The organism is Rhodococcus sp. IEGM 1306 (assembly GCF_036541985.1).
GTDB classification, from domain to species: Bacteria; Actinomycetota; Actinomycetes; order Mycobacteriales; family Mycobacteriaceae; genus Rhodococcus_F; species Rhodococcus_F qingshengii.
The window spans coordinates 208,313-232,563 of record NZ_JAZHFF010000004.1 but is presented as its reverse complement, the minus strand read 5'-3'; the positions used below and the strand labels follow the sequence as shown (position 1 = coordinate 232,563).

Annotated in this window: 22 protein-coding genes, 1 pseudogene and 1 riboswitch; of the genes and pseudogenes, 6 read left to right on the top strand and 17 right to left on the bottom strand. The window is 63.9% G+C overall.

Features of this window, described 5'->3' with window-relative positions; all coding sequences use genetic code 11:
- Window positions 1-6: 6 nt before the first annotated feature.
- Both thiE and V3587_RS13570 read left to right on the top strand, forming a co-directional pair.
- Window positions 7-702 carry a thiamine phosphate synthase gene (thiE, locus tag V3587_RS13575; protein ID WP_095973704.1) on the top strand — a complete coding sequence of 232 codons (696 nt, stop codon included), beginning with the start codon at window positions 7-9 and terminating at the stop codon, window positions 700-702.
- Window positions 703-949: 247 nt separating this feature from the next.
- Window positions 950-1,081, top strand: coding sequence for a hypothetical protein (locus V3587_RS13570; protein ID WP_003944354.1), 132 nt, complete (start codon window positions 950-952; stop codon window positions 1,079-1,081).
- Window positions 1,082-1,308: 227 nt separating this feature from the next.
- Here the strand turns inward: V3587_RS13570 and V3587_RS13565 are convergent.
- Window positions 1,309-1,761 (bottom strand): annotated as a pseudogene (locus tag V3587_RS13565) (NUDIX hydrolase); the annotation flags it as partial.
- Between the two features lie 161 nt (window positions 1,762-1,922).
- Here V3587_RS13565 and V3587_RS13560 point away from each other — a divergent pair.
- Genes V3587_RS13560 through V3587_RS13550 form a run of 3 tightly spaced genes read left to right on the top strand, consistent with a single transcriptional unit; the run spans window position 1,923 to window position 6,710 of the window.
- A complete protein-coding gene (locus V3587_RS13560; protein ID WP_283376799.1) occupies window positions 1,923-3,284 on the top strand; it encodes a hypothetical protein in 1,362 nt (453 codons plus the stop codon).
- Between the two features lie 14 nt (window positions 3,285-3,298).
- The gene (locus V3587_RS13555; RefSeq protein WP_283383811.1) at window positions 3,299-4,285 is read left to right on the top strand and encodes a glutamate ABC transporter substrate-binding protein; all 987 of its coding nucleotides are present in this window, start codon (window positions 3,299-3,301) and stop codon (window positions 4,283-4,285) included.
- A 7-nt stretch (window positions 4,286-4,292) separates the two neighbouring features.
- The gene (locus V3587_RS13550; protein ID WP_283376800.1) at window positions 4,293-6,710 is read left to right on the top strand and encodes a serine/threonine-protein kinase; all 2,418 of its coding nucleotides are present in this window, start codon (window positions 4,293-4,295) and stop codon (window positions 6,708-6,710) included.
- Between the two features lie 15 nt (window positions 6,711-6,725).
- Here V3587_RS13550 and V3587_RS13545 read toward each other — a convergent pair whose 3' ends face one another.
- The 6 genes from V3587_RS13545 to V3587_RS13520 form a co-directional block, all read right to left on the bottom strand.
- Window positions 6,726-7,925 carry an acetate kinase gene (locus V3587_RS13545; RefSeq protein WP_283376801.1) on the bottom strand — a complete coding sequence of 400 codons (1,200 nt, stop codon included), beginning with the start codon at window positions 7,923-7,925 and terminating at the stop codon, window positions 6,726-6,728.
- A complete protein-coding gene (gene pta, locus V3587_RS13540) occupies window positions 7,922-10,006 on the bottom strand; it encodes a phosphate acetyltransferase (RefSeq protein ID WP_042452123.1) in 2,085 nt (694 codons plus the stop codon). The genes V3587_RS13545 and pta overlap by 4 nt, the downstream gene beginning before the upstream one ends.
- Before the next feature lie 146 nt (window positions 10,007-10,152).
- On the bottom strand, window positions 10,153-11,166 hold the full coding sequence (gene fgd / locus V3587_RS13535) for a glucose-6-phosphate dehydrogenase (coenzyme-F420) (RefSeq protein ID WP_283376802.1): 1,014 nt from the start codon (window positions 11,164-11,166) through the stop codon (window positions 10,153-10,155).
- Window positions 11,167-11,261: 95 nt separating this feature from the next.
- Window positions 11,262-11,609 (bottom strand): YidH family protein, encoded by a 348-nt coding sequence (locus tag V3587_RS13530; protein ID WP_003944317.1) that lies wholly within the window; start codon window positions 11,607-11,609, stop codon window positions 11,262-11,264.
- Window positions 11,606-12,079, bottom strand: a complete 474-nt coding sequence (locus tag V3587_RS13525; RefSeq protein WP_003944375.1) for an RDD family protein — start codon at window positions 12,077-12,079, stop codon at window positions 11,606-11,608. The genes V3587_RS13530 and V3587_RS13525 overlap by 4 nt, the downstream gene beginning before the upstream one ends.
- Window positions 12,079-12,828: a hypothetical protein gene (locus tag V3587_RS13520; RefSeq protein WP_283376803.1), complete on the bottom strand. Its 750-nt coding sequence runs from the start codon at window positions 12,826-12,828 to the stop codon at window positions 12,079-12,081. The genes V3587_RS13525 and V3587_RS13520 overlap by 1 nt, the downstream gene beginning before the upstream one ends.
- A gap of 115 nt (window positions 12,829-12,943) precedes the next feature.
- Between V3587_RS13520 and V3587_RS13515 the strand changes: the two genes are divergently transcribed.
- The gene (locus tag V3587_RS13515) at window positions 12,944-13,885 is read left to right on the top strand and encodes an alpha/beta hydrolase (RefSeq protein WP_003944347.1); all 942 of its coding nucleotides are present in this window, start codon (window positions 12,944-12,946) and stop codon (window positions 13,883-13,885) included.
- Window positions 13,886-13,915: 30 nt separating this feature from the next.
- Here the strand turns inward: V3587_RS13515 and V3587_RS13510 are convergent, their stop codons facing one another.
- The 10 genes from V3587_RS13510 to V3587_RS13465 form a co-directional block, all read right to left on the bottom strand.
- The gene (locus V3587_RS13510; RefSeq protein WP_283376804.1) at window positions 13,916-14,281 is read right to left on the bottom strand and encodes a nucleoside deaminase; all 366 of its coding nucleotides are present in this window, start codon (window positions 14,279-14,281) and stop codon (window positions 13,916-13,918) included.
- A gap of 27 nt (window positions 14,282-14,308) precedes the next feature.
- Entirely contained in the window at window positions 14,309-15,451 is a 1,143-nt protein-coding gene (locus V3587_RS13505) for an LLM class flavin-dependent oxidoreductase (protein ID WP_283376805.1), read from the bottom strand.
- Window positions 15,448-16,272 (bottom strand): DUF1684 domain-containing protein, encoded by an 825-nt coding sequence (locus V3587_RS13500; protein WP_283376806.1) that lies wholly within the window; start codon window positions 16,270-16,272, stop codon window positions 15,448-15,450. The genes V3587_RS13505 and V3587_RS13500 overlap by 4 nt, the downstream gene beginning before the upstream one ends.
- Window positions 16,269-17,639 (bottom strand): NtaA/DmoA family FMN-dependent monooxygenase, encoded by a 1,371-nt coding sequence (locus tag V3587_RS13495; RefSeq protein WP_283376807.1) that lies wholly within the window; start codon window positions 17,637-17,639, stop codon window positions 16,269-16,271. Before V3587_RS13495 ends, V3587_RS13500 begins: the two co-directional genes overlap by 4 nt.
- Before the next feature lie 24 nt (window positions 17,640-17,663).
- Window positions 17,664-18,782, bottom strand: a complete 1,119-nt coding sequence (locus V3587_RS13490) for an LLM class flavin-dependent oxidoreductase (protein WP_283376808.1) — start codon at window positions 18,780-18,782, stop codon at window positions 17,664-17,666.
- On the bottom strand, window positions 18,769-20,391 hold the full coding sequence (locus V3587_RS13485; protein WP_283376809.1) for a dipeptide ABC transporter ATP-binding protein: 1,623 nt from the start codon (window positions 20,389-20,391) through the stop codon (window positions 18,769-18,771). The genes V3587_RS13490 and V3587_RS13485 overlap by 14 nt, the downstream gene beginning before the upstream one ends.
- Entirely contained in the window at window positions 20,388-21,278 is an 891-nt protein-coding gene (locus tag V3587_RS13480) for an ABC transporter permease (RefSeq protein ID WP_200314180.1), read from the bottom strand. The genes V3587_RS13485 and V3587_RS13480 overlap by 4 nt, the downstream gene beginning before the upstream one ends.
- Window positions 21,271-22,269 (bottom strand): ABC transporter permease, encoded by a 999-nt coding sequence (locus tag V3587_RS13475; RefSeq protein ID WP_095972401.1) that lies wholly within the window; start codon window positions 22,267-22,269, stop codon window positions 21,271-21,273. The genes V3587_RS13480 and V3587_RS13475 overlap by 8 nt, the downstream gene beginning before the upstream one ends.
- A gap of 2 nt (window positions 22,270-22,271) precedes the next feature.
- The gene (locus V3587_RS13470; RefSeq protein ID WP_283376810.1) at window positions 22,272-23,912 is read right to left on the bottom strand and encodes an ABC transporter substrate-binding protein; all 1,641 of its coding nucleotides are present in this window, start codon (window positions 23,910-23,912) and stop codon (window positions 22,272-22,274) included.
- Between the two features lie 137 nt (window positions 23,913-24,049).
- Window positions 24,050-24,139 carry a putative leader peptide gene (locus tag V3587_RS13465; protein WP_310504006.1) on the bottom strand — a complete coding sequence of 30 codons (90 nt, stop codon included), beginning with the start codon at window positions 24,137-24,139 and terminating at the stop codon, window positions 24,050-24,052.
- A gap of 8 nt (window positions 24,140-24,147) precedes the next feature.
- A riboswitch (SAM riboswitch) is annotated at window positions 24,148-24,242 on the bottom strand.
- Between the last annotated feature and the right edge of the window lie 9 nt (window positions 24,243-24,251).

Sequence of the window (24,251 nt, the reverse complement as noted above, 5' to 3'; positions counted from 1 at the left end):
TGCTCCGTGCACCCCACACATCCCAGTAACGACATCGACCGGCGCGAGCGCCTGGCAGCAGCACGGCTGTACCTGTGCACCGACGCGCGCCGCGAGAAAGGCGACCTCGCGCAGTTCGCCGAGGCCGCTTTGTCCGGCGGAGTCGACATCATCCAATTGCGTGACAAGGGATCCGCCGGTGAGCGCGAGTTCGGCCCGCTCGAGGCCAAGGACGAACTGGTAGCGCTGGGCATTCTCGCGGCAGCAGCGCGACGCCACGGCGCATTGTTGGCCGTCAACGATCGCGCGGATCTCGCGATGGCTTCCGGTGCCGACATCCTCCACCTCGGCCAGAACGACATTCCGGTCCCCTACGCGCGAACCGTTGTCGGTGAAGACGTCGTCATCGGCCGTTCGACGAGCAGTCGCGCGCAGGCCAGTCTGGCCGCCATCGAAGAGGGCGTCGACTACTTCTGCACCGGACCGGTGTGGGCGACACCGACCAAACCGAATCGAAGTGCGTCCGGTTTGGAACTGGTTCGATCGACCGCCGACGCCGCGCCGCCGCGCCCCTGGTTCGCGATCGGCGGTATCGACGAGGAGCGCCTGCCAGAGCTGCTCGACGCCGGTGCCACACGCATCGTCGTCGTGCGTGCAATCACCCACGCGTCAGATCCCCAGGCGGCCGCGCAACGCCTCGCCGCAGCCGTCGCCGGACGCTGAAAACCGGTAACTGGCGACCGTCAACTGTTTGCCGGGCGATTCCGCACAGTTACGGGTCAGCACGCCTGACTCGAAACATGAACGGAAGTTGTCCGATCAGACAACAAACCCCCAGTTCCTAGGTGCGATTTGATGTCCGAAAAGTCGGAATGCGTGATCTTGATCACAGTTGCTCCGATTGCGTGTCACATCCCATTCGGTTTGTTGTAGTTTACCTCCAGTTACTAACTGAACCTAGGAGCACTAAATGGGATCCCTCGACACCGGCTCGCTCAGCACCGAATCGCTCGAAGACCTGAACCTCGGCAAGATCAGCGAGCTGCTCAAGCTCGGTATCACCGCGGTCAGCTTCATCACGGCGCTGAACTCGCTCAGCTGAGCCTCGTTTCGGTCGGGAGACCGAAACACGGAAGGGCCTGACTCCTCAGGAGTCCGGCCCTTCTGCTGTGTATATGACCTGTTGAGACTACGTCGCTACAACTGGGTATTGCTCGCCTCGGACAGGTTCTGATCACTGCCTTCAGGAGAATTACCCGACAACCATCCGAATCCGCCGTCCTCGAGCACGACGGTGTGCGGGTCGCCGTCCACCGACACAACCGGCTCGGTCCGGAGCTCAGGCCACGAGGAACCGAATCCCGGATGCAGCGGCAGTGAGTCGACGTCGGCTTCACGCACCCACCGCAACTCAGTGCTCTCACCGTTGGCAACCGTCGACAGTGGATGCGCAGCATCAGCCACGACGGTGGTGTACGTCCACCCGCTCTCGGCGCGCATCGTCACTACTTCCCCGCGAACGCGGACGGCGTCCTCGGCGATACCTGCCTCTTCGTGTGCCTCCCGGACAGCAGCGTGCGTCGTGCTCTCGTGTGAGTCCCGCGCTCCGCCGGGCAGTGCCCACGTTCCACCCTGATGGCTCCACGCCGCACGATGCTGCAGCAAGACCATGGGTGATCCGTCCGAATCGGGGGCACGCAGAAGCAGTCCAGCGGCTCCGTGTTTACCCCAATGCCGAGTACCGTCCGATCCGATTGACCAACCGTCACCGTCACCACGCATCGACTACCTCGCTCCGCCTGCTCTCGCCGTTGTCCCACACTAACCGTTTCAATCTGCTCCAGGTGTAGGTGATGCTTATATGCTCGCGAAGATGCCCTGAATCATTTCTCGGCGGCATCATTTCTCGGTAGCCCGCCTACAGCAGCGAAGTGAGGTGCTCGATGGTCGACCGTGTCGTCCCGTCCATCGAACCCCGGTCGCTGCCGCCCTCCGAGGCCACGTCGGTATCGGCGGAAGACGAGCGCGCACTTCTGCGGCGCGAACTGCAGGCATTCATGTCGTCCACACCTGGCCGGCTGACCGTCGTCGGACTGATCCTGATCGCGATCACCTTGATCGCCGGACTTCTCGCCACTGCAGCGATCGAGAACCGTCAGGCAAATCTCGACCTCCTCCTCGTCGAAACCGAGCCTCTCGCCAACTCGGCCCAGAATCTCTACAGCGCGCTGTCATTGGCCGACGCCGCCGCGGCCACGGCCTTCATCTCCGGTGGCCTCGAACCCGCCGACGTACGCGACCGATACACGCAGTCGATCGGCGAGGCGTCGGCGGAGATCGTGCAGGCATCGGCTGGCCTCGACTCGACGGATCTTGCCGGCCACAGCGCGTTGACCACCATCTCGACCGACCTGTCCGTCTACACCGGGCTGGTCGAAACCGCACGGGCCAACAATCGCGTCGGAAACCCGGTCGGGGCAGCATATTTGAGCGAAGCCTCGCAGTTGATGCAAACGTCGCTGCTGCCGATGGCTCAGCAACTCCACGCCTCGCAAGAGACTTTGGTCTCCCAGGTACAGCGCGATTTCGAGACTCCACCGTGGTGGCCGATCGTGGCCTTCGTCCTCGTCCTGTGCGCACTGGTGGCTACCCAGGTGTACTTCTCCCGCAAGAGTCGTCGACGCTTCAACCTCGGGTTGATCCTTGCCTCGATTGCCGTTGCGGCAGCTCTGCTGTGGCTGCTCACGGTCGGACTGGTGTCAGCCCTTGCCACCGGGCGCGCTCTCGACGCGGGCGCCGAGCCACTGCACGAACTGACCGAGGCGCGAATCATGGCGCAGCAAGCACGCACAGTCGAGACTCTCACATTGGCGAGACGGGATTCGACCGCCGAGGACAACGTCACGTTCACGCGCAAGGTCGACGCTCTGCGCGACACCCTCGAGCGCCTGCAAAACGATGATCGCGCGCGAGTGAACAGCGACGTGTTGACCGCCGCCCTCGACTCGCGCCAGCAGTGGGTGGCTGCGCACACGCGCATGTACAACAGCCTCGGAAACGGTGACTTCAATTCCGCCGCGGCCATCACCATCGGCGCCGGAGAACAGGATTCGGTCGCGGAGTACGGAAGGCTCGATCACGAACTCTGGCAGGGAATCGTGGATTCGCGGACAAATCTGCGTTCCGACGTCTCGTACGCCTCACGTGTGTTGGCAGCCTCTGCACCGGGCATGACCGTATTGGCAGTACTCGGAGTTGCCGGAATCTTCATCGGATTCTGGCCCCGACTGCGGGAGTACCAGTGACGGGAGTACCGGCAATGCGGAGGAAGATCCCGGCTGCATGCGTCGCGGTTCTGGCGGCGGCGATGCTGGCACTCGCCGGTTGCGGTGCGGACCGAGTAGAAGACCTGAACAACGCGGCCGCCACGTCGTACACGGAACCGCCCCTGCCCGCCGAGGCAACCATCGCGCCCAGCCCGACGCCGACGACTACCGCTTCGTGCACCAATCTCACCGCGAGCCTGCGGCCCACCCCCGCGGACGCATCTCCGCAGCCACCCACGCCGAGCCTCGACGCCATCCGCGCCCGCGGGCGCCTGATCGTGGGCCTGGACACCGGTTCCAACCTCATGAGCTTTCGCGATCCGGCAACCGGGCGCCTCGAAGGTTTCGACGTGGACATCGCCCGCGAGATCGCCCGCGATCTGCTCGGCGACCCCGAGAAGATCGAGTACCGGATCCTGACGTCCGACGACCGGATCGCGGCGCTCCAGGAATCCATGGTCGACGTTGTCGTCAAAACCATGACCATCACCTGTGAGCGGCGCGAGAAGGTCGACTTCTCGACGCAGTACTTCTCCGCCGAGCAACGAATTCAGGTCTTGCAGGGTTCACCGGTGCGCGGCATCGACGACCTGGCGGGTAAGCGAGTCTGTGCCGCCCGGGGAACGACGTCGGCCACTCGAATTCAGCAGCTCCAACCCGAAGCCACCGTCGTCACAGTCCCGATGTGGTCCGACTGCCTCGTCGTCCTGCAACAGGGTCAGGTGGACGCGATCAGCACCGACGACACGATTCTCGCGGGCCTCGCCTCGCAGGATCCGTACCTGATGATGGTCGGCGGATCACTGGGCGTCGAACCGTACGGAATCGGAGTGAACAAGGACAACTCCGACCTGGTCCGATTCGTCAACGGAACACTGGACCGGATCCGCACTGACGGGACCTGGAACCGTATCTACGACCGCTGGCTCAGCGTCCTCGGTCCGTCGCCCGGTCCCCCGCCGGCCGTCTACCGGGATTGAGGCAGACATGACCGAAGAGACCGGCCCCGAGTCCGACGCCACGCAGGCGTCCAAGCGTCCCGAACCCGACGCCACCCAGGCGGTTCACCGCGGGCCTGACTCCACGCAGGCAGTTCACCGCGAGCCTGACTCCACGCAGGCAGTTCACCGCGAGCCTGACTCCACGCAGGCATCCGTACGCCCCGAACCCGAAGCCACCGGCGCCTACGAGCGCCTCGAACCGACCTCGGCCCAGCTACGAGGAACCACGCCGTCCGCATCCTCCTCCCCTACCGGCCGCTCCACCCGATCCCGGCGCAGCCGGTCGGGACGAAAGCTGCGCCTCGGCGGCGGCCTGGTGGAGGTTCCCCCCGTCCCGCAGATCGACCCGGCGTCGGCGGTGATGAGTGACCCGACCGTCCCCGAGCGCAAACGATTCTGTTGGAAGTGCAACGAACCGGTCGGCCGTAAGAGCGCAAGCACCAAGGCAACTCAGCACGGAACCTGCCCCAAGTGTGGTTCGACTTTCGACTTCCGCCCGCTCCTCGAAGAGGGGGAATTGGTCTCGGGTCAGTACGAGGTTCAAGGGCCCATCGCGCACGGCGGCCTGGGATGGATTTACCTCGCGATCGATCGCAATGTCAGCGACAGGTGGGTAGTTCTCAAGGGGCTCTTGCATTTCGGTGATTCCGAAGCCCAAGCCGTCGCGGTGGCCGAGCGTCAGTTCCTCGCCGAGGTCGCCAACCCCAGCATCGTCAAGATTTTCAATTTCGTCGAGCATCCGCGCCCGGACGGCACACCCATGGGGTACATCGTCATGGAGTACGTGGGCGGGCGATCATTGCGCGAGGTGCTGGCCGAATTCCCGGACGGCAAGCACATGCCGATCGAGCAGGCAATCGGCTACGTACTGGAAATCCTTCCGGCGCTGAGCTATCTGCATTCCACCGGCCTGGCGTACAACGACCTCAAACCCGAGAACGTGATGGTCACCGAAGACCAGCTGAAGCTGATCGACCTCGGCGCCGTGTCCGGAATCGAAGACTACGGATACCTGTACGGCACTGCGGGCTATCAAGCACCGGAGATCATCGAGACCGGCCCGACCATCGCCTCCGACATCTTCACCGTCGGAAGAACACTTGCGGTTCTCACCCTCGACATGCCGTCGAAGCACGGACGGTACCTCGACGGTCTCCCCGAACCCGAGGACGAGCCTCTGCTGCGCGACCACGAGTTCTTCCATCGCCTGCTGCTGCGCGCCACCGACCCGGATCCGAAGAAGCGATTCCAGTCTGCCGAGGAGATCGCGGGCCAACTCACCGGCGTTCTGCGAGAGATTCTCGCGGAGCAGACCGGGCAGGAGAATCCCGGACTGTCACTCGTGTTCAGCAGGCAGCGAACGTCTTTCGGCACCGATGAATTGGTCGGGCAAACCGACGTTTACGTCGACGGTGTCAGCCACGACGCTGCTCTCGATCCGCGCGAAGTTGCGCACGCACTTCCCATTCCGTTGGTCGACCCCACAGATCCGAGTGCGCCGTTGCTTGCGGCTGCGGTGCACAGCGAACCGTCTCAGACTCTCGATGCGCTCAAGCATGCCCGTGAGAACGGCATCGACCGAACGTCCGGCACACCGGCGGCTGCCATCTCCGGCGAAGTTCGACTGGCCGAGGCCAAGGCGCATCTCGATCTCGGCGATCCGGAGACCTCGCTGACTGTTCTGGACGAACTCCACCGAACCATCGGAGATCACTGGAAGATCGAGTGGTATCGAGGGCTTGCAGCGTTGCAACTGGACCGATTCGAGCCCGCCTTCAGTCATTTCGAATCGGTCCTGAACGCGCTCCCGGGCGAGGCCGCACCCAAACTCGCGTTGGCGGCAACAGCAGAACTGATCCTCCAGCATTGGGAGAGCGACGACCCGGACCAGTGGTGCCGCTTCTCCGAGAAGTACTACCGCACCGTCTGGCGGACCGAACGGAACTACGTGAGCGCAGCATTCGGGCTCGCCCGACAACTCGCCGATCACGGCAACAAGAAGGCAGCCATCGCAGCCCTCGACGAAGTCCCCACGTCGTCCCGGCACTACAACGTCGCACGGATGTCGAGCGCTCTGACGATGCTGTCCGGCGTTCCGATCGCCGAACTCGACGAATCGACTCTGCGGGAAGCCGCCCGTCGCGTGCGGGCGCTACCGGCTGAAGAGAGCCGAAGTCTGCAGATGCGAACCCTGGTGTTGGGTACGGCACTCGATTGGATTCGCTACGGCAACCGCTCGCACACCGAACTCGAACCCATCCTCGACCTGCCCTTCACCGAGCAAGGTCTACGCACCGGAGCCGAAGCCTGCCTTCGCGCCCTCGCTCGCGCCACGACCTCCCGCACACACCGCTACGCCCTCGTGGACCGGGCGAATGCGGTGCGTCCGCGCAGCAATTTCTGACGGACGCCCCGAGGTTTACAGCGCGGCCACCAAAGCCTTCGCCGCGCGGGCGATCGCCAACTCCTCGTTGGTGGGGACCACCAGCACCTCGACGGCCGACGTGGATGCGGAGATACGACGCTCGTCGCGGCTCTTCGCCTCGTTGAGAGCCGGGTCGACCTCGATGCCCAGACGGGAGAGGCCGGCCAGACTGTCGCGTCGTACGTCGATGTTGTTCTCCCCGACGCCACCGGTGAAGGTGATGACGTCGACGCCGCCGAGTTGAACGATGAAGGCGCCGATGTACTTACGCAGCATGTGGACGTAAACGTCGTACGCAAGTTGTGCGTCGTCGTCGCCGCCCTCGATCAGTGCGAGCAGAGCACGAAAATCATTGACTCCCGAAAGCCCCTTCAAACCGGAACGACGATTGAGGAGGTCGTCGATCTCGTCGACCTTCATTCCCGAGTTGCGGTTGAGGTGCAAGATGATGCCTGGGTCGATGTCGCCGCTGCGGGTACCCATGACAAGGCCCTCGAGCGGGGTGAGGCCCATCGTGGTGTCGATGGCCTTGCCGCCCTTGATCGCCGAGGCCGAAGCGCCGTTTCCGAGGTGCAGGACTATCTGATTCAGCTCGGCCGGATCTTTGCCGAGGAAGTCCGCGACTCGTCCCGACACGTACTCGTGTGAGGTCCCGTGGAAGCCGTACCGGCGAATCTGGTTGGCCTTGGCCACATCCCGATCTATCGCGTACGTGGACGCTGCGGCAGGCAACGTATGGAAGAACGCCGTGTCGAACACGGCTACGTGCGGAACGTCCGGCAGTTCTTCGCGCGCCACCTCGATACCGATCACGTTGGCCGGATTGTGCAGCGGCGCAAGGTTCGACAGATCCGCGATGGCTTTCACGACGCCGTCGTCGATGAGCGTCGGCGAATAGAAGATGTCGCCGCCGTGCACGACTCGGTGACCGACTGCGATGATTCCTGCCTCGCTCAGCGGCCGTCCGACCTCGGCGACGATGTCGAGCACCATCTTCAGGCCCGCTCGGTGATCGGCGATGGCGAGGCTTCGGTCTTCGACTCCGGTGCGGTGGTTGTAGACGATGTGGCCGTCTGGTTCACCGATGCGCTCGATGAGGCCGTGCGCCACCGATTCCGCTGTATCCGGATGCACGAGTTGAAATTTGATGGATGACGAGCCGGAATTGATGACCAGTACGGTGCCGTCGCTCACGCTTGCGCTCCCTGTGCCTGAATTGCCGTGATAGCCACGGTGTTGACGATGTCCTGGACCAACGCTCCACGCGAGAGGTCGTTGACCGGCTTGTTCAGTCCCTGCAGAACCGGGCCGACGGCGATAGCGCCGGCACTGCGCTGCACTGCCTTGTAGGTGTTGTTGCCGGTGTTCAGATCCGGGAACACGAACACCGTGGCCTTGCCCGCCACCAGAGAATCCGGCATCTTCTTGTCGGCGACACTCTGCTCGACGGCGGCGTCGTACTGGATGGGTCCTTCCACCAACAGGTCCGGTCGGCGCTCGCGCACCAAAGCGGTTGCGGTGCGAACCTTGTCGACGTCGGCTCCACTGCCCGAATCGCCGGTGGAGTACGAGAGCATCGCGATGCGCGGATCGATCCCGAACTGCGACGCTGTCTGAGCCGACGAGATGGCTATGTCCGCCAACTGCTCCGACGTCGGGTCCGGGACCACGGCGCAGTCACCGTAGGAGAGCACGCGGTCGGCCAGGCACATCAGGAAGATGCTCGAAACCGTCGAGACGCCGGGGGCTGTCTTGATGATCTCGAACGAGGGCCGGATCGTGTGAGCGGTGGTGTGGGCGGCACCGGAGACCATGCCGTCGGCAATACCCAAGTGCACCATCATCGTTCCGAAGTACGAGATGTCGGCGATCACCTCACGGGCCCGCTCGATGGTCATGCCCTTGTGAGCTCGCAGCGCGGTGTATTCCTGCGCGAAGCGCTCGGTGTACTCGGACTGCGCGGGTGCGAGTACCTGTGCGCCGCTGATGTCGACGCCGAGTTCCGCTGCGCGTCGACGCACACTGGGTTCGTCGCCGAGGATCGTCAGGTCGGCAACCTGGCGCTGCAGCAGTCGGCCGGCCGCGCGCAGGATCCGGTCGTCGTCACCCTCCGGGAGGACGATGTGCTTGCGATCGCGTCGAGCGCGGTCGATCAGCTTGTACTCGAACATCTGTGGGGTCACGACGGACGGGATCGGCAGTGCCAGTCGGTCCATCAGGACGTCGGCGTCGACGCGCTGTTCCATCAAACTCAGCGCGGTGTCGACCTTTCGCTGCGAACCAACTGCCACGCGTCCGCGGGTTTGGGCTGCGGCGCTTGCGGTGTCGAAAGTGCCGAGGGTTGTCGTCAGGATCGGTAGACGCTGTTTCAGACCGGCCATCAACGCCGCGATGGCCGGGTGCGGCGTGATCCCGCCGTTCATGATGATGCCCGCCAGCGACGGAAATCCCTCTGCCTCATGCGCATTGAGCAACGCGAGCAGCACGTCCGAGCGATCGCCCGGTGCGATCACGACCATGCCTTCGACCAGACGCTCGAGGATGTGCTCGGCGGTCATGCCGCCCACCATCACCTTCAGTGCCTCGCGGTGCAGCAGTTCCGGGTCACCCGAATACAACTCGCCGCCGGTGGCCTCCATCAACTCCGCCATCGTTGGCGAGACGAGCAACGGAATCTCCGGCAGGCTCCACGTCGGAACACCGATGTCGGACAGGGCTGCGGTGACCTCGTCGAGCTTGTCGGGATCACAACGGTTGGCGACGACGGCGAGCAGATGGGCGTGGTTGGCGGCCAACTCGGCGGCGCACAGGTGCGCGAGCTGAGCGACCTCCTCGACGCTGCGCCGAGCGCCTCGAACCGCCAACAGGACCGGCGCTCCGAGGTTCACGGCGATGCGGGCGTTGAAGCTCAGTTCGCTGGGGCTTGCGACGTCGGTGTAGTCACTTCCGATGATCACGACGGCGTCGCACTGCTCGGCCACGGTGTGGTACTTCGCGACGATGTCGGCCAGTGCGGCTTCGGGGTCGGCGTGAACCTGCTCGTAGGTGACGCCGAGTGCGTCGGCGTAGGAGAGATCGGCGGTGGTGTGCTCCAGCAGCAGTTCGAGGATGTAGTCGGTTTCCTCGGTCGAGCGGGCGATCGGGCGGAAGACACCGACCCGGGCGACGGTCGCGCACAGCATCTGCAGCACGCCCAGCGCGATGGTGGATTTTCCGGTGTCACCTTCAGGAGAGGCGACGTAGACACTCGACACGGCAGCGGGCGCTTCTGGCATGCCCAACAGCCTAGTGTGGGCCGCCGCCCACCTTGCCACTGATCGTGGTCACGCTCACGCTCGTGCCGACAACCGGCCGCTACGAGAAAGACGAACGGTGCCTGCCACACGTCGAGTGGCAGACACCGTTCAGTTGATCTCGGGAATCAGCCCAGAGCGCGCAGGCGCGGCGCCAGGTCACGCTCGAACAGTTCGAGGAACCGGCGCTGATCATGGCCCGGTGCGTGGAACACCAGGTGATTGAGACCGGCGTCGACGTAGGCCTTGACCTGCTCGACGGCGTCGTCGGGATCGGAAGCGACGATCCAGCGCTTGGCCACCTGCTCGATGGGCAGAGCGTCGGCAGCTGCTTCCATTTCGATCGGGTCCTCGATGCTGTGCTTCTGCTCCGGTGTCAGGGACAGCGGCGCCCAGAAGCGCGTGTTCTCGAGTGCGGCCTCCGGGTCGGTGTCGTAGCTGATCTTGATCTCGATCATCTTGTCGATGTCGGCGACGTCGCGCTCGGCCTTCGCAGCGCCCTCGGCTACGGCGGGAAGCAGTTTCTCGGTGTAGAGCTCCATGCCCTTGCCCGAGGTGCAGATGAAGCCGTCGCCGGCGCGTCCCGCGTACCGGGCGACAACGGGTCCACCGGCCGCGATGTACACGGGAATCCCACCCTCGGGAACGTCGTAGATCGAGGCGCCACGAGTGGTGAAGTACTCGCCTTCGAAGTCGACACGATCGCCCAGCCACAGCTCGCGCATCAGCCGCACGGACTCACGCAGGCGCGCGAAGCGTTCCTTGAACTCGGGCCATTCGCCCTGGAAGCCGGTCGCGATCTCGTTGAGAGCCTCACCGCTGCCGACGCCGAGCATGACGCGCCCCGGGTAGAGACATCCCATAGTCGCGAACGCCTGAGCGATGACCGCCGGGTTGTAGCGGAACGTCGGCGTCATCACGGACGTGCCGATCTGCACGCGCTCGGTGCGCTCACCGACGGCCGTCATCCAGGCGAGTGAGAAGGGCGCGTGTCCACCGTTGTGTCGCCACGGCTGGAAATGATCGCTCACCGCAACGGAATCCATGCCGTGCTGCTCTGCCAGAACTGCCAGCTCTACCAGTTCGCGAGGGCCGAATTGCTCAGCCGATGCCTTGTATCCGAGCTTGAGTTCCTGCGCCACCGTGCACTCCCTTGTCGTCTGTTTCGTTTACTTCTCTGACGTGCTTCTCGTTCTTTGCAGACTATCCAGACACCGCTCGGACTTCTCTGCCTGTCTCAGCGAGCGAGGCTGGTAACCACCGTTGCCACACCGGCTGCGACGGCAACCCCGGCCAATGCCAGTGCAAACAGCCACAATGCGTGCGGTTCCGGCATCGCCGCTCCGTCCTCGAGCGCCTTCTTCACCTGTAGCCAGCGTCGCATACCCACGAGGGCGGCCGCCGCGGCGAGAGCGATCAGCGTCAGACCGAGAGTCGTACGAACCCACCCGGTACTCCATTCCGGCACCAACTGGACGACGGCAATGCCGCCCGCCAGCAAGGCGAGTGAGCTACGCATCCAGGCGAGGAAGGTGCGCTCACTGGCGAGTGTGAAGCGCTCGTCCGGGCGGTTCGGTTCGCTCATGCGTGCTCGCCTCCGTGGGGTGCCACCAGATCCGGGTCCTGACGCCAGTCGTAGACGACCTCGGTGCGCAGAACGATGTCCTGCAACGATCGTCGTCGTCGATCGACCGCCGACCACAGCAATCCGAAGGCGAAGAGTACGCAAAGCACCGCTCGGATGAAGGCCAACGGCCAACGGACCAGCCGGTGACCCGACGTGATCACCCGAAGCCCCATCACGAGGGAGCCGACGGTCCGGCCGGTGGTCGCCCAACAGGCGGTCAGATACGCCACCGAGACACCGAGAAATGCCGTCGTGGACAGGAAGATTCCCGGTTCCGAGAACGTGAAACTCTGCGGCGAGAAGAGCAGTCGGACGAAGGCGAAGCCCACGTACACGGAACCCATCAGGAGCAGGACGACGCCCAGGTCGATCAGTCCGGCGAGTCCACGGGTGACGATGCCGGCCGGGCCGGAACTCTCCTGGGCCACTAGCGTTCGCCTGCGTTCGTCTTCGGATCGGTCTCTGGTGCCGGCTTTTCTGGTGACGGCTTTTCTGGTGACGGCTTTTCTGGTGACGGTGCGTTGTCGCGGCCGAACAGGCGGCCGACGAACCCGGCGACAGCGTCGTCCGCCTGCATGCCCTGCACGCGCGCCCCGTGCACGGCCTCGGTGGAGAGTGAACCGGTCGATTCACGAATCATCTGGGGGAGGTCGACACCCTCGATGACCTGGTCGGCGATCTTGACGAGGTCGATGCGGTTGACCTGGCGTTCGAGGTCGACCGTGTCGACTATGCCGTCGAGGTCGAGGCGGTCGATCACAGCTTTGACGTCGAGGCGGCTTGCGATCTCGTCCACGTCGACCCGGTCGATGATCGGTTCGAGCGAGACCCGTTCGGCAATCTTGTCCACGTCGATGTTCTCGGCGATCTTGTCGATGTCGACGTGATCGACGACGATTTTCGTGATGTCGACTTCGGCCAGAGCAGCGTCGACGACAGCTTTGATCACCGTCCTCAACGTGGAATCGGCAAATTCCGCCGTCGAGCGGATCGCGTCAGTGCCGCGAGTGGTGACCTGGGTGATCGCGTCGTCGAGGGTGCCACCGACTACGGGGATCCGCTGCACCGAATCAAGGGCGAGACCAGCGGTTCTGCGCGCCGCACCGGCCGTGATCGCAGCCAGCCCGAAGGCCAGCCGAATCACGTCGGATTCGGGGTGGTGCGACTGCGATCCCACGCAATTGTCTCCATCTTCTTATACGACTGTTACCCGGACATTCGTCACTCCTCTTCGCATTGTGCCACTGTTGGAAGGCACAAATACGCTGTCCGGCTTGCGCCTGGGGGGAAATATGAAGACACGTCGATTCACGGTTCGGCTGACGATGGCGGTGGCCATGGCCGCCGGCTTTCTCGGCCTCAGCGCGCCGACCGCGAGCGCGGATTCCGTGGTCAGTCGCATCGACGTCTACTCCCCGTCGATGGACCGCTGGATCGCCAACGACGTGATTTCCCCGGCCGGAGGTGGCCCCGCGCCGACCTTCTATCTGTTGACCGGCGTCGGCGGCGGCGAGGACGGAATCTCGTGGTTCAACAACACCGGAGTTCGTGACTTCTTCGACGACAAGCACGTCAACGTGGTCATGCCGGTCGGCGGCAAGTTCAGCATGTACACCGATTGGAACGCCGACGATCCGGTGCTCGGCCGCAACAAATGGCAGACGTACCTCACCAAGGAACTACCGGCGGCGGTCAACGCTCGGTACAACACGACCGGCGTCAACGCTCTGGGCGGTGTGTCGATGGCGGGTGGACCGGTTCTGGACCTCGCGATCCAGTCGCCGGGCACCTACCGCGCCGTCGGCTCGTACAGTGGCTGTCCGCGCGCCGGCGACCCGCTCGGTCAGGCAGCGGTGCGCTCGATGGTCGAGATACTCGGCGGCGGCAACGCAGCCAACATGTGGGGTCCGTGGGGTAGCCCGCAGTGGGCTGCGCACGACCCGCTGATCAACGCCGAGAAACTGCGCGGGACAGCGTTGTTCATCTCCACCGGCAACGGCCTTCCCGGCCCTGTGGACGGAATCAACTCACTGGCCATGGCTGCCGGCGTCGTTCCCGGCGCTGTGCTCGAAGGCATCACCAACATGTGCACCGCCGCTCTGCAAGGTCGATTCGGCCAGCTCGGCATTCCCGCGACGTTCAGCTTCCGACCCGAGGGCACCCACACCTGGGGGCTCTTCGAAGCCGACATGCGTGCGTCGTGGCCGATGATCGCCGGCGCTATCGGGGCGTGAGCTTCACCGCCCTCATCGCAGGCCGTGGCCTCAGGTGAGACTGCGCGCCCAGTCCCGCATACCGGCGGGGCCGGTGCCAGTGGCGTATTCAGCGAACCACACCCGGGTCACACCGAGCGTGATCGCCGCACCCATGCACATCAGACATGGTTCGAGATTGACCGCCAAGGTCAATTCTCCTGACGCTCGAGTGAACCCGAGAGCCTCGTCGGCCTGCAAGATCGCTTGAAGGTCCGCATGGACTACCCGTCGGCCCAGTGCCCGTTCTTGCGTATACGCCCGCCCGAGCACACGGTCGTCGTCGAACACGACTGCGCCGATCGGCATCTCCCCGAGCTCCATGCCCTCACGCGCTACGTCAAGAGCAAGCGCAAGCGCATCTCGAGGTGAAAACATCATTCGACACTAATGGACCAGGCGAGCTCATGCTGCGAGTAGTGCGGGTAGTCCCCATTCCTTGGCCAGCAGCTCGTACGAGCGCAGGCGATCCTCGTGCCGATAGGTCACCCCGGTGATCACCAATTCGTCCGCCCCGGTGAGCTTCTGCAAACTCTCGAGCCTGTCGGCGACGGTGGTGGGTGAACCGACGAACTGCGTGATCAGCCGATCCTCCACCACTGCTCTGTCGGCATCGGAAAGTGGGAGCGCCGTCGCCGGATCGGGATACGGTATTGCTCCGTGCCCGCTGCGGATGCTGTGTGTCCAGTGTCCGAACGTCGACGCCAACTCTCTCGCCGTCGCATCGTCTTCCGCAGCAACAACATCCGCGGACACGACCACGTACGGCTCCGAGAGGACGTCCGACGGGCGGAATGCTGCGCGGTATGCCTCGACGGCATCAAGCGTACTCGACGGCGCCACATGATAATTCGCACCGAACGGCAATCCGAGCCGTCCGGCCAGCTCGGCGCTGGGGCCTGCACTGCTTCCGAACACCCACAATTCGACGTCGGCATCCTCGCCGGGACTGGCGTGCAAGTCGATGCCGTCACGGGTGCGGTGAGTGCCGTTCAGGAGTGAAAGTATGTCGTCGACCTGCTGCTCGAAATCGGGCGCCTGCGCTCCCGGAAAGGCCAGCGCCTCGAACGACGCCTGCAAGCGCGGTGACGTGAGGAGCCCGGTGGGATCGAAGGGCGCCGGGATCACGACGCCCTCACGCACGACCGCCTCACGCTTCGATTCTGCCGGGGCAGGCGTTCCGGCAGCGACGGCGCGAAGTGCCTCCACCCGACGCTGTCCGCTGCGCCCGATACCGAGATCGATACGACCCGGGTACAACGCTTCGACGGTACCGAAGGCCTCGACCACCTGAGCTGCCGTGTTGTTGCCCAGCAGCACGGCAGCCGAGCCGACGCGAATGGTGTTGGTCGCGGCCGCAATCAGTCCGACAAGCACGGCCGGTGACGAGCTCGCTACGCCGACGAAGTGGTGTTCGGCGACCCAGTAACGCTTGTATCCCCACGCTTCGGCAGAACGAGCGAGGTCCAACGAGTTCCGCAAGGCCTGGCGGGCCGTTCCGCCCTCACTGATCGGCGAGAGGTCGAGTACGGACAGCGGCGCGCTCACCTCGGTGCGCTTCCGTCGCGGGTATTCGGTGTCTTCTCGCCGGCTTCCACCGCGAACGGCAAACGATTCTCGGCGGGAGCGACGGGGCACGTCGCGTAATCGGTGAAGGCGCAGGGCAGGTTCGACGCCCGGTTGAAATCGAGGACTACCGCGCCACCGGGCTCCGGTGCGCTCACGTGCAGCGAGCGTGCCGCCGGGTAGGTGGACACACCACTGGTCGCATCGGTGAACAGGATGTGAAAGCCGTTGTCCTTGCCCGCGAACGCAATCAGCGTGTGCGTTTCACCTTCGTGTTCGAAGCCGATGGTTCCCCTGGCGTCGTGATGATGCTCGAGGCGCTCGACGACCGCGCCCGTCGTGACCGTGCGAGCCTCCTCGAAAGCAGTGAAGACACCGTCGATGCGCCACTGCGGATTCGGCTCGAAGGTCGGAATGCCACTGAACCGTGCCAATGCCGGGGCCGACGAATCATGAATCCGCAGTGCCACCTCACCGGTGCGGCGGATGACCTCGACCAGCCGTGCACCCTGCTTGACGATCAGTCCCGGCGCACCCTCGATCGGATTCAGAGTGGCTGAACCGTCCACTGCGACACCGTCGATCGAGAGGTCGTCGGCCGGTGTCGCGGTGACGACAACGGCATTCGCGTCGGCGCGCCATGCACCCGGCAGATCCGCGAAGGTGGAATCGGTGTCCACCAGCCAGTGCAACGCAGTCAAGCTCAGCCAGCCGAGTGGTTCACTGAAGGTGGCGTCGCGCGAGGCATGCCAAACATTCCAATCGCCTGTGAAGGTGCTGGTGGACGTGTCGGTAACGGTCATGATGCGCGGACTCCTTCAGCCTGCTCGTGCGGGTGGCGCAGCCCCAGATGGCTGCGCAAGGTGTTTCCTGAGTATTCGGTGCGGAAACTGCCGCGGTCCTGCAGTTCCGGTACGACCGTGTCGATGAACTCGTCGAGGCCACCGGGGGTGAGGTGGGGAACGAGGATGAATCCGTCGCTCGCGTCGCCCTGGACGTAGCTGTCGATCTCGGCAGCCACCTCGGCGGGACTGCCCACGAACTGTTGGCGGGCAGTCACTTCGATGATGAGTTCACGGATGCTGAGGTTTTCGGCCTCCGCCTTCGCACGCCACTGATCGGCAACCGCTCGCGGATCCTTGACGTGCCGGACGCGTCCGCGGGTGATGTTGACGTCGTCCGACGGATCTTCCTTCGGCAAGGGGCCGTCGGCGTCGTACTGCGAAAGGTCTCTGCCCCACACCTGTTCGAGAAAAGCGATGGCAGTCTGGGGCCCGACCTGCTGCCGACGAATGTGATACGCCTTCTCCTGTGCGTCCGCGGCGTTGTCACCGAGGACGAAGGTGGCAGCGGGGAGAATCTTGAGGTCTGCGTGCGTGCGTCCGTACTTGGCCAAGCGTCCCTTCACGTCGGCGTAGAAGGCCTTGCCTGCTTCGAGCGTTCCGTGTCCGGTGAAGATGGCGTCCGCCTTGGCCGCGCCGAACTCGCGTCCTTCGTCGGAGTCTCCTGCCTGCAACAGAACTGGGTGCCCCTGTGGACTCCGAGGAACCTCGAATCGTCCGGCGATGTCGAACTGCTTACCGGAGTGTTGGAACTGACCGACCTGCTGGTCGGTGGCAAAAATACCGCGCTCACGATCGATGATCGGACGATCGATGCTCCAACTGTCCCACAGCGTCCGCACTGCGTCGACCAACTCGTTGGCTCGTGCATACCGCTCGGCATGCTCCAGATACCCACCGCGGCGGAAGTTCTCGCCGGTGAATGCATCCGAGGAGGTCACCAGATTCCAGGCGGCGCGGCCGTCGGAGAGATGATCGAGCGTCGAGAACTGCTTGGCCAACTCGTACGGCTCGTTGAACGTGGTGTTGATCGTCCCGGCCAGGCCGAGATGCGTTGTCACTCCGGCAACCGCGTTGAGAATACTGAAAGTGTCGGGGCGACCGACCACGTCGAGGTCGTGAATCTTGCCCTGATGCTCGCGTAGGCGCAAACCCTCTGCGAGGAAGAAGAAGTCGAACAATCCGCGTTCGGCACTGCGTGCGAGATGCTCGAAGGAGCTGAACTCGATCTGGCTCTTGGACGCCGGATCGGTCCACACCGTGGTGTTGTTCACGCCGGGGAAGTGAGCGCCCAGATGAACTTGCTTGCGAATCCTGTTCTGTGTCATCGGTGTTCCTGTTCTTTTCTCGCGCTACGCGAACTGATTGACGGGCAACTCGAAGCCCAACCGCTCGCGCAGCGTGGGGGCGATACTCGGTCGCGGATTGAGAGTTCGCACCACGTCCGTCGCAATCTTTTCCACTGCGGCGGCCAGTGCCAGCGGGCGCAGAACTACTCCGTCGATCCCGGCAAGCCCACCGATCTCGCGCAGCAGAACAGTCAAACCCGCGCTGTCACCGCGATAGAACAGCGAGTGTGGGGTGTACGGCGCTCCCGCCCATTCCTCGAGTTCGGCCAAGGCGTCGTCGGCCGCTCCGCGGTCGGCGCCGAGAAGAACGTCGACATCGAGGAGAACCCTGACGCTTCGCCCGAGGGCAGCGGCACTCGAATGGACCAGCTTGGCCGTGGCTTTCGCCTCACCGAGGTCGGTTGCCGAGATCCGAATCAGATCTCCGCGCGCAACAGCGAGGTCGCGAGCCTCCGGTCGACTGGCGTCGACGGCGATCAGTGGCTGCCCCTGCGGGGAGCGCGGTGTGATGGACGGACCCTTGACGGAAAAGTTCTTTCCCTCGAAATCGATGTAGTGCAGCTTGTCGCGATCGATGAATCGTCCGCTCGCCGCGTCACGTATCTCGGCGTCGTCCTCCCAGCTGTCCCACAGCCGGCTGACCACCTCGATCGCCTCGGAGGCTTCTTCCCACGCGGACTCCGGAGCCTGCACCGCCTTCCGGCCGAACAATGCTGCCTGCTCGGCGGTGTCGGACACCGCGACCTGCCAGCCGGCCCGCCCCGCGGAGGAGTAGTCGATACTCGCGACGGCCTTGGAGATGTGGAACGGTTCGGTGTGTGTGACCGTCGCCGTGGGGATCAGGCCGATACGCGAGGTCACAGCACTGAGCCGCGCTGCAGTCGCCACAGCCTCCAACCTGCCCCGCACGGCGTGCCGGCCCTCGGATTGCAGTCCGAAAGAATCCGGGAGGAATGCCAGGTCTACGCCACCCCGATCCGCGGCGGTCACCAGGTCCACCCAGTACGACGGCGTGAACAGATCTTCGGCGCGTGAGTCCTCGCGCCGCCAGGAATACGGATGAGCGCCGGTGCCCTCGAATTCGAGGCCGACCAGGAATGCTCCGGAACTACGCTCGGACATGTTCGGCCTTTCGTGTCGAATGATCCCGCCCGGGGATCGCGTCGAGAAGTGTGCGGGTGTACTCGTTTCGGGGATTGTCGAAAATCTCGGTGGTAGTGCCGATTTCGAGCAATCTCCCGGCCTGCATGACGCCGACGACGTCGCTGATCTGGCGAACTACCGCCAGATCGTGGGAGATGAAGAGATAGGTCAGGCCCAGTTCTCGCTGCAACTCGTCGAGTAGAGCCAGAATCTGCGCTTGCACCGAGACGTCGAGAGCGGATACCGGTTCGTCGAGAACGAGCAGGTCCGGCTTCAGCGCGAGCGCGCGGGCGATCGCCACCCGTTGACGCTGACCGCCCGAGAGTTCGGCAGGCTTGCGACTGAGGAACTGATCGGGAAGTGCAACCTGATCGAGCAACTCTGCTGCACGAGTCTGCTGCTGGCTGCCTCCACCAACCTTGAAGGCCCGCAGCGGCTCCGCCACGATGTCCTGGACGGACAATTTCGGGTCGAGCGATGCATAAGGGTTCTGGTACACGAGCTGGATCTTTCGACGTAGCTCGCGCAAGTCGCTGCCCTTGACCTTCGTGATGTCGTGGCCGTCGAAGGAGATGGTGCCGGCATCCGGCTGTTCCAATCGCACGGCGATGCGCGCCGTGGTCGACTTGCCCGAGCCCGACTCCCCCACCAGCGAGACGGTCTGTCCCCGCGGAACAGTCAGCGACACTTCGTTCACCGCGGTGATCGAACTCCCGCGTCCGACGTTGAACCGCTTGGTGATTCCGGTCAACGTCAACAGCGGGCTCGTGTCCTGGCGGACCGGGCGATCGACCGGTCCCGAGGACAGGCTCGGAGCCGAGTTGAGAAGTTTCTTCGTGTACTCGTGTCGCGGGTTGTCCAGAATATCTGCGGTACGGCCGGATTCGACGATTCTGCCGCCCTGCATGACCAGGATCCGGTCCGAACGATCTGCGGCCACGCCCAGGTCGTGCGTGATCAGGAGCACGGCGGCACCGGATTCGGCAATCCGCTCGTCGAGATGGTCGAGAATGCGTCGTTGAACCGTGACGTCGAGAGCACTGGTCGGCTCGTCGGCGATGATGAGGGCCGGGTTCGCGACAAGCGCGATGCCGATCAGAACTCGTTGCCGCATACCGCCGGACAGCTCGTGTGGGTACTGGCGTGCTCGGATCTCCGGTCGGTCGATACCCGCGCGCTCGAGCACCTCGACGGCGTCCAACCGCGCTTTGCGACGGTCGGCGAGGCCGTGGATCCGCAGGACTTCGGCAACCTGGTCGCCGATCCGCGTCACCGGGTTGAGCGAAGTCGTCGGATCCTGCGGCACCAAACCGACACGCGCGCCGCGGATTCGCTGCCACGCACGGTCGGAGTACGAGTCGATTCGTTCACCTTCGAACTCGACGGTCCCGCCGGTGACGTGACCGCTGCCGGCGAGCAGACCCAATATCGCGTGGGCCGTGGTCGACTTACCCGAACCCGATTCCCCGACCACCGCAACTACTTCACCACGGCCGACGGTGAAGCTCACGCCGGATACCGCGGGCTCGTTGCCGTAGGAGATCTGTAGGTCGGTGACGGAAAGCAACTGATCCTCGGTCGTGCTCATCGTCGGTTGTTCCTTTCGATCTCGTGGCCGATTCGGTGTGCCGAGATGACCACGGCGACAATCGCGAGACCGGGAAGTGTTGTCATCCACCAGGCATTGGCGAGGAAATTGCGTCCCTCGGATACCAGCGATCCCCATTCAGGGGTAGGTGGAACGGCGCCGAATCCCAAGAAGCTCAGTGCCGACACGGCCAGCACAGCCTGCCCGAACTCGACTGCGGACAGCGCGACCACGGGCGCGTAGGAGTTGGGCAGCACATGCCGACGCAGGACACCGAGCCACTGCACACCCGAACTGAACGCGGCCTCGACGTACTGAGCGCCGCGCACCCGCATCACTTCGGCACGCATCACTCGCGCAAAGTTCGCGACCATGCTGACGCCGACCGCGATGGCGACGTTGATGGTGCCGAAGCCGAGTGCGGTCACCAATGCCAGCGAAAGCAGCAGCGCCGGAATGGACAGCAGAACGTCGACGATGCGCATCAGCACGGCGTCGACGACACCACCGACGAAACCCGCAAGCAGACCGATGAGCGATCCCGCCACCAATGCGATTCCCACCGCGACCAAGGTCGCGGTCAGGGACAGCGCGGCACCGTGCACGAACCGCGTGTAGAGGTCACGTCCGAGATTGTCGGTTCCGAACCAGTGAGCCAGGCTCGGGCCCTGCAGTTTGTCGGCAGGGACACCGGACAGCGGATCGCCACTGGCGAAGAATCCGGGTGCGACGGCAAAGCCGATGGCAAGCAACACGATCAGCACCGGAATGACCAGACCAGGCTTGCGGATCCAACCGATGGCAGTGGACCTTCGGCGTGAAACCACTGGCTCCTTCGCCTCGACGCTCGGATCGAGGAGTAGGGGTTCGATCAATGTGTCAGACATGGGCCGGCTCCAGATCGGTCGAGCTTTCGATATTCGACTTTTCGGTGTGACTCTTCTTCGTCTGGATGATCCGTGGATCTATCAAGGGGTAGAAGAGGTCGACCGCGAGGTTGACGAGCACGAACACGAGAGAGGCGAACACGACGACTCCCTGCACCACCGGGATGTCCTGCGCCATCACCGACGTCTGAGTCAGACGCCCGACGCCCGCGCGGGAGAACACCGTTTCCACGACCACCGAGCCGGCCAGCAGCGTGCCGACCAGCACTCCGGCGATGGTGAATGCCGGAATACTCGCCAGTCGCAACGCGTGACGGGTCTGCACACGCCACCGGCTCGCGCCCTTGGCGTACGCAGTCTCCACGTGCGGCGAACGTAGCGTCGACTGCAGGCTGGTCGTGAGCACCTGCGCGATCACCGCGCCGGTCGGGATCGCCAAGGTGATCGCCGGAAGAATCACCGTTGCGAAACCTTTGTCGCCGAATGCCGGGAAGATGTGCAGACGGAACGAGAAGAGCTGCAGGAGAATCAAGCCCACCCAGAAAGTAGGCACCGCCACACCCAGCGGCGGCAGCGAGAACAACAGGTTCGCGAGCCACCGCTTGCGGGTGTAGGTAGCGAAGAATGCAATCGCCACTCCGAACAACACGGCCAGAACCAAAGCGGTGGTTGCCAATACCAGAGTGCTGGGCAGCGCCGAGAAGATGGCGTCCGTCACCGACTGGCCGGTGGAGATGGACGTACCGAAATCACCGCGAAGAGCGTTTGTCAGCGATGTCCAGTACTGCACCCACACCGACTGGTCCAAGCCGTACCGTGCCCGAAGCTGATCGAGGGCAGCCTGATCCACTGCAACACCCTGACCGGACGAGTCGGCAGCCATGCTGACCGGATCGCTCGGCAAGAGGAACAGAATCACGAACGAGATGGTGAAGGCGGCCCACAGAACCACTGCGGCCTGGCCCAGTCGGGTGAGTACGTATCGAGTCATGATTACTTACCCGACAACCATGCGTCGTAGAACTGCAGTCGTGAGGAGGCTTCGAAGTTCAGGTCCTGCACACTCGATCCGGCGCCGATAGCCTGCGAGAGTTCGATGGTCGGAATGGAGAGTCCACGGTCGAGGATCAATTCCTGTGCGGTGGATACCAGTTCGCCGCGTTGGCCGTTGTCCGTGGCTGCAAGCTGGTCTGTGAGTACCTTGTCGAGCTCCGGATCTGCGCCGCGGCGGTTCAGGTTGCGACCCTCGGTGCTGAACGATGCCCGCAGGATGTCGGCATCCGCGCGAGTGCTGTTGTAGTACAGCGAATCGTAATCACCCGACACCCCCTTCTCGGTCCATTCACCGTTCGAGACCAGGTTGAGCTGCAGGTCGACGCCGACCTTCTTGAGCTGCTGCTGTACGAGCTCGAGGATGGCCTGGTTACCCGAGAACACCGGACTGAAGGTGACGCTGAAAGTGAGCTTCTGCCCGTCCTTCTCGCGGATACCGTCGCTGCCGGTCTTCCAACCGGCCGCGTCGAGGAGCTTCGCCGACTTGTCGGCGTCGTACGTCACGATACTGGATTCGTCGCTGTAGAGCGGAGTGGTGTGAGCCAACGGGCTCGTGGCCGGGAAGAACGACGGATCCAGAACGGTGTCGACGAGTTCTTGGCGGTTGATCGCGGGGATGATGGCCTGGCGAACAGCCTGATCGGCGAGAACGCCGCGACTGACGTTGGGCTGGAAGAAGAAGCTCACACCCGGGTTCGGCCTTGTGAGGATTCGTCCACCGGCGCCCTCGATCTGCGGCGCATCCTGTGGAAGCGCATCGCTGACCGCATCGAGCTGGCCGGAGGCCACGCTGCCTGCCCGCACACCGGATTCGGGGACCACCGTGAAGTCGACGCCGTCGAGGTAGGCCTCGCCCTGATGCGCGACCGCGTCCGACGCCCAGTTGTATCCCGCACGCTTGGCGATCTTGACGCTCTTGTCCTGCTGCCAGTCGGTGTAGACGAACGGGCCGGACGCGATCACCGCTGCACCGGGGCAACGCTGCTCGGAAGCCAGCGCGGTGGTGGAATCTGCGAGGATCCCGAGCTGCGGCGTCGAAGTTGCCTGCAGGAACTGAACATTGGGTCCGGAGAAATTGATCTTCGCCGTGTGGGCATCTACGACGTCGGTACCGGTGTACGCGGACAGGTAACTCTTCGCCAACGACGCGTTCGGTCCGAGATTCTTGACCGAGTCGAAGGTCTTCTTCACCGAATCCGCCGTCACCGGGGTGCCGTCGCTGAAGGTGGCGTCGTCGCGAAGAACGAACGTGAAGCTCGCGGCGTCGGGGCTGATCTCCCAACTCTTGGCGAGCCACGGGGTGATCTCTCCGGTGTCGGGATTTTGATCGGTCAGCGAATCCACCACGGTCCGAGTGACATACACGGTCTGGTTACTGCCGGCCTGGGCCGGATCGGCGCAGGTCGGCGCCTGTGACAGTCCGTAGCGAAGGGTTCCGCCGGACTGCGCGGGACCCGCGTCGGCCGCGCTGTCACTTCCGTTGCTGCTGCAACCGGCGAGGACGGTGCCGAGAACCGTGACAGCACCGATACCGGCGATGACGGTCGCGCGTTTACGGGCACCGAATGAGGGCGAAGACACCAAGAACTCCTAAAGAGGCATGCCGAAGAGCGCACCCGCCGCCTGAGACGAAAAAGGCGATCGAGCACGAATCACTTGTGAGAGAGAAGAAAACAGACTTGTCGACGACTCGCCTGAGTGTGAATGACTGACCGAGGTCAGTTGGTACAGAAAGATCCCGCGGTGCGGCACAGGTCTACGTGACGACGCGACCAGGCGGTATCGAAACCGCCTTCGACTGCCTTCATTTCGTGTTCCTCCATCGGTCCTGGCGGTAGCACCCGCACCCGATCACTCGGGGGGTTGCTGCGACTTCAATGAGCCAGGTCTCTCGGTCGCTCTGGATGGTCGTTCGCAAGT

Excerpts from the sequence above, each read along its gene's own strand:
- V3587_RS13570 (WP_003944354.1), top strand. The coding sequence starts at position 950 with ATGGGATCCCTCGACACCGGCTCGCTCAGCACCGAATCGCTCGAAGAC.
- V3587_RS13560 (WP_283376799.1), top strand. The coding sequence starts at position 1,923 with ATGGTCGACCGTGTCGTCCCGTCCATCGAACCCCGGTCGCTGCCGCCC.
- V3587_RS13555 (WP_283383811.1), top strand. The coding sequence starts at position 3,299 with ATGCGGAGGAAGATCCCGGCTGCATGCGTCGCGGTTCTGGCGGCGGCG.
- V3587_RS13550 (WP_283376800.1), top strand. The coding sequence starts at position 4,293 with ATGACCGAAGAGACCGGCCCCGAGTCCGACGCCACGCAGGCGTCCAAG.
- pta (WP_042452123.1), bottom strand. The coding sequence starts at position 10,006 with ATGCCAGAAGCGCCCGCTGCCGTGTCGAGTGTCTACGTCGCCTCTCCT.
- V3587_RS13530 (WP_003944317.1), bottom strand. The coding sequence starts at position 11,609 with ATGAGCGAACCGAACCGCCCGGACGAGCGCTTCACACTCGCCAGTGAG.
- V3587_RS13515 (WP_003944347.1), top strand. The coding sequence starts at position 12,944 with ATGAAGACACGTCGATTCACGGTTCGGCTGACGATGGCGGTGGCCATG.
- V3587_RS13510 (WP_283376804.1), bottom strand. The coding sequence starts at position 14,281 with ATGTTTTCACCTCGAGATGCGCTTGCGCTTGCTCTTGACGTAGCGCGT.
- V3587_RS13500 (WP_283376806.1), bottom strand. The coding sequence starts at position 16,272 with ATGACCGTTACCGACACGTCCACCAGCACCTTCACAGGCGATTGGAAT.
- V3587_RS13495 (WP_283376807.1), bottom strand. The coding sequence starts at position 17,639 with ATGACACAGAACAGGATTCGCAAGCAAGTTCATCTGGGCGCTCACTTC.
- V3587_RS13490 (WP_283376808.1), bottom strand. The coding sequence starts at position 18,782 with ATGTCCGAGCGTAGTTCCGGAGCATTCCTGGTCGGCCTCGAATTCGAG.
- V3587_RS13485 (WP_283376809.1), bottom strand. The coding sequence starts at position 20,391 with ATGAGCACGACCGAGGATCAGTTGCTTTCCGTCACCGACCTACAGATC.
- V3587_RS13480 (WP_200314180.1), bottom strand. The coding sequence starts at position 21,278 with ATGTCTGACACATTGATCGAACCCCTACTCCTCGATCCGAGCGTCGAG.
- V3587_RS13475 (WP_095972401.1), bottom strand. The coding sequence starts at position 22,269 with ATGACTCGATACGTACTCACCCGACTGGGCCAGGCCGCAGTGGTTCTG.
- V3587_RS13465 (WP_310504006.1), bottom strand. The coding sequence starts at position 24,139 with ATGAAGGCAGTCGAAGGCGGTTTCGATACCGCCTGGTCGCGTCGTCAC.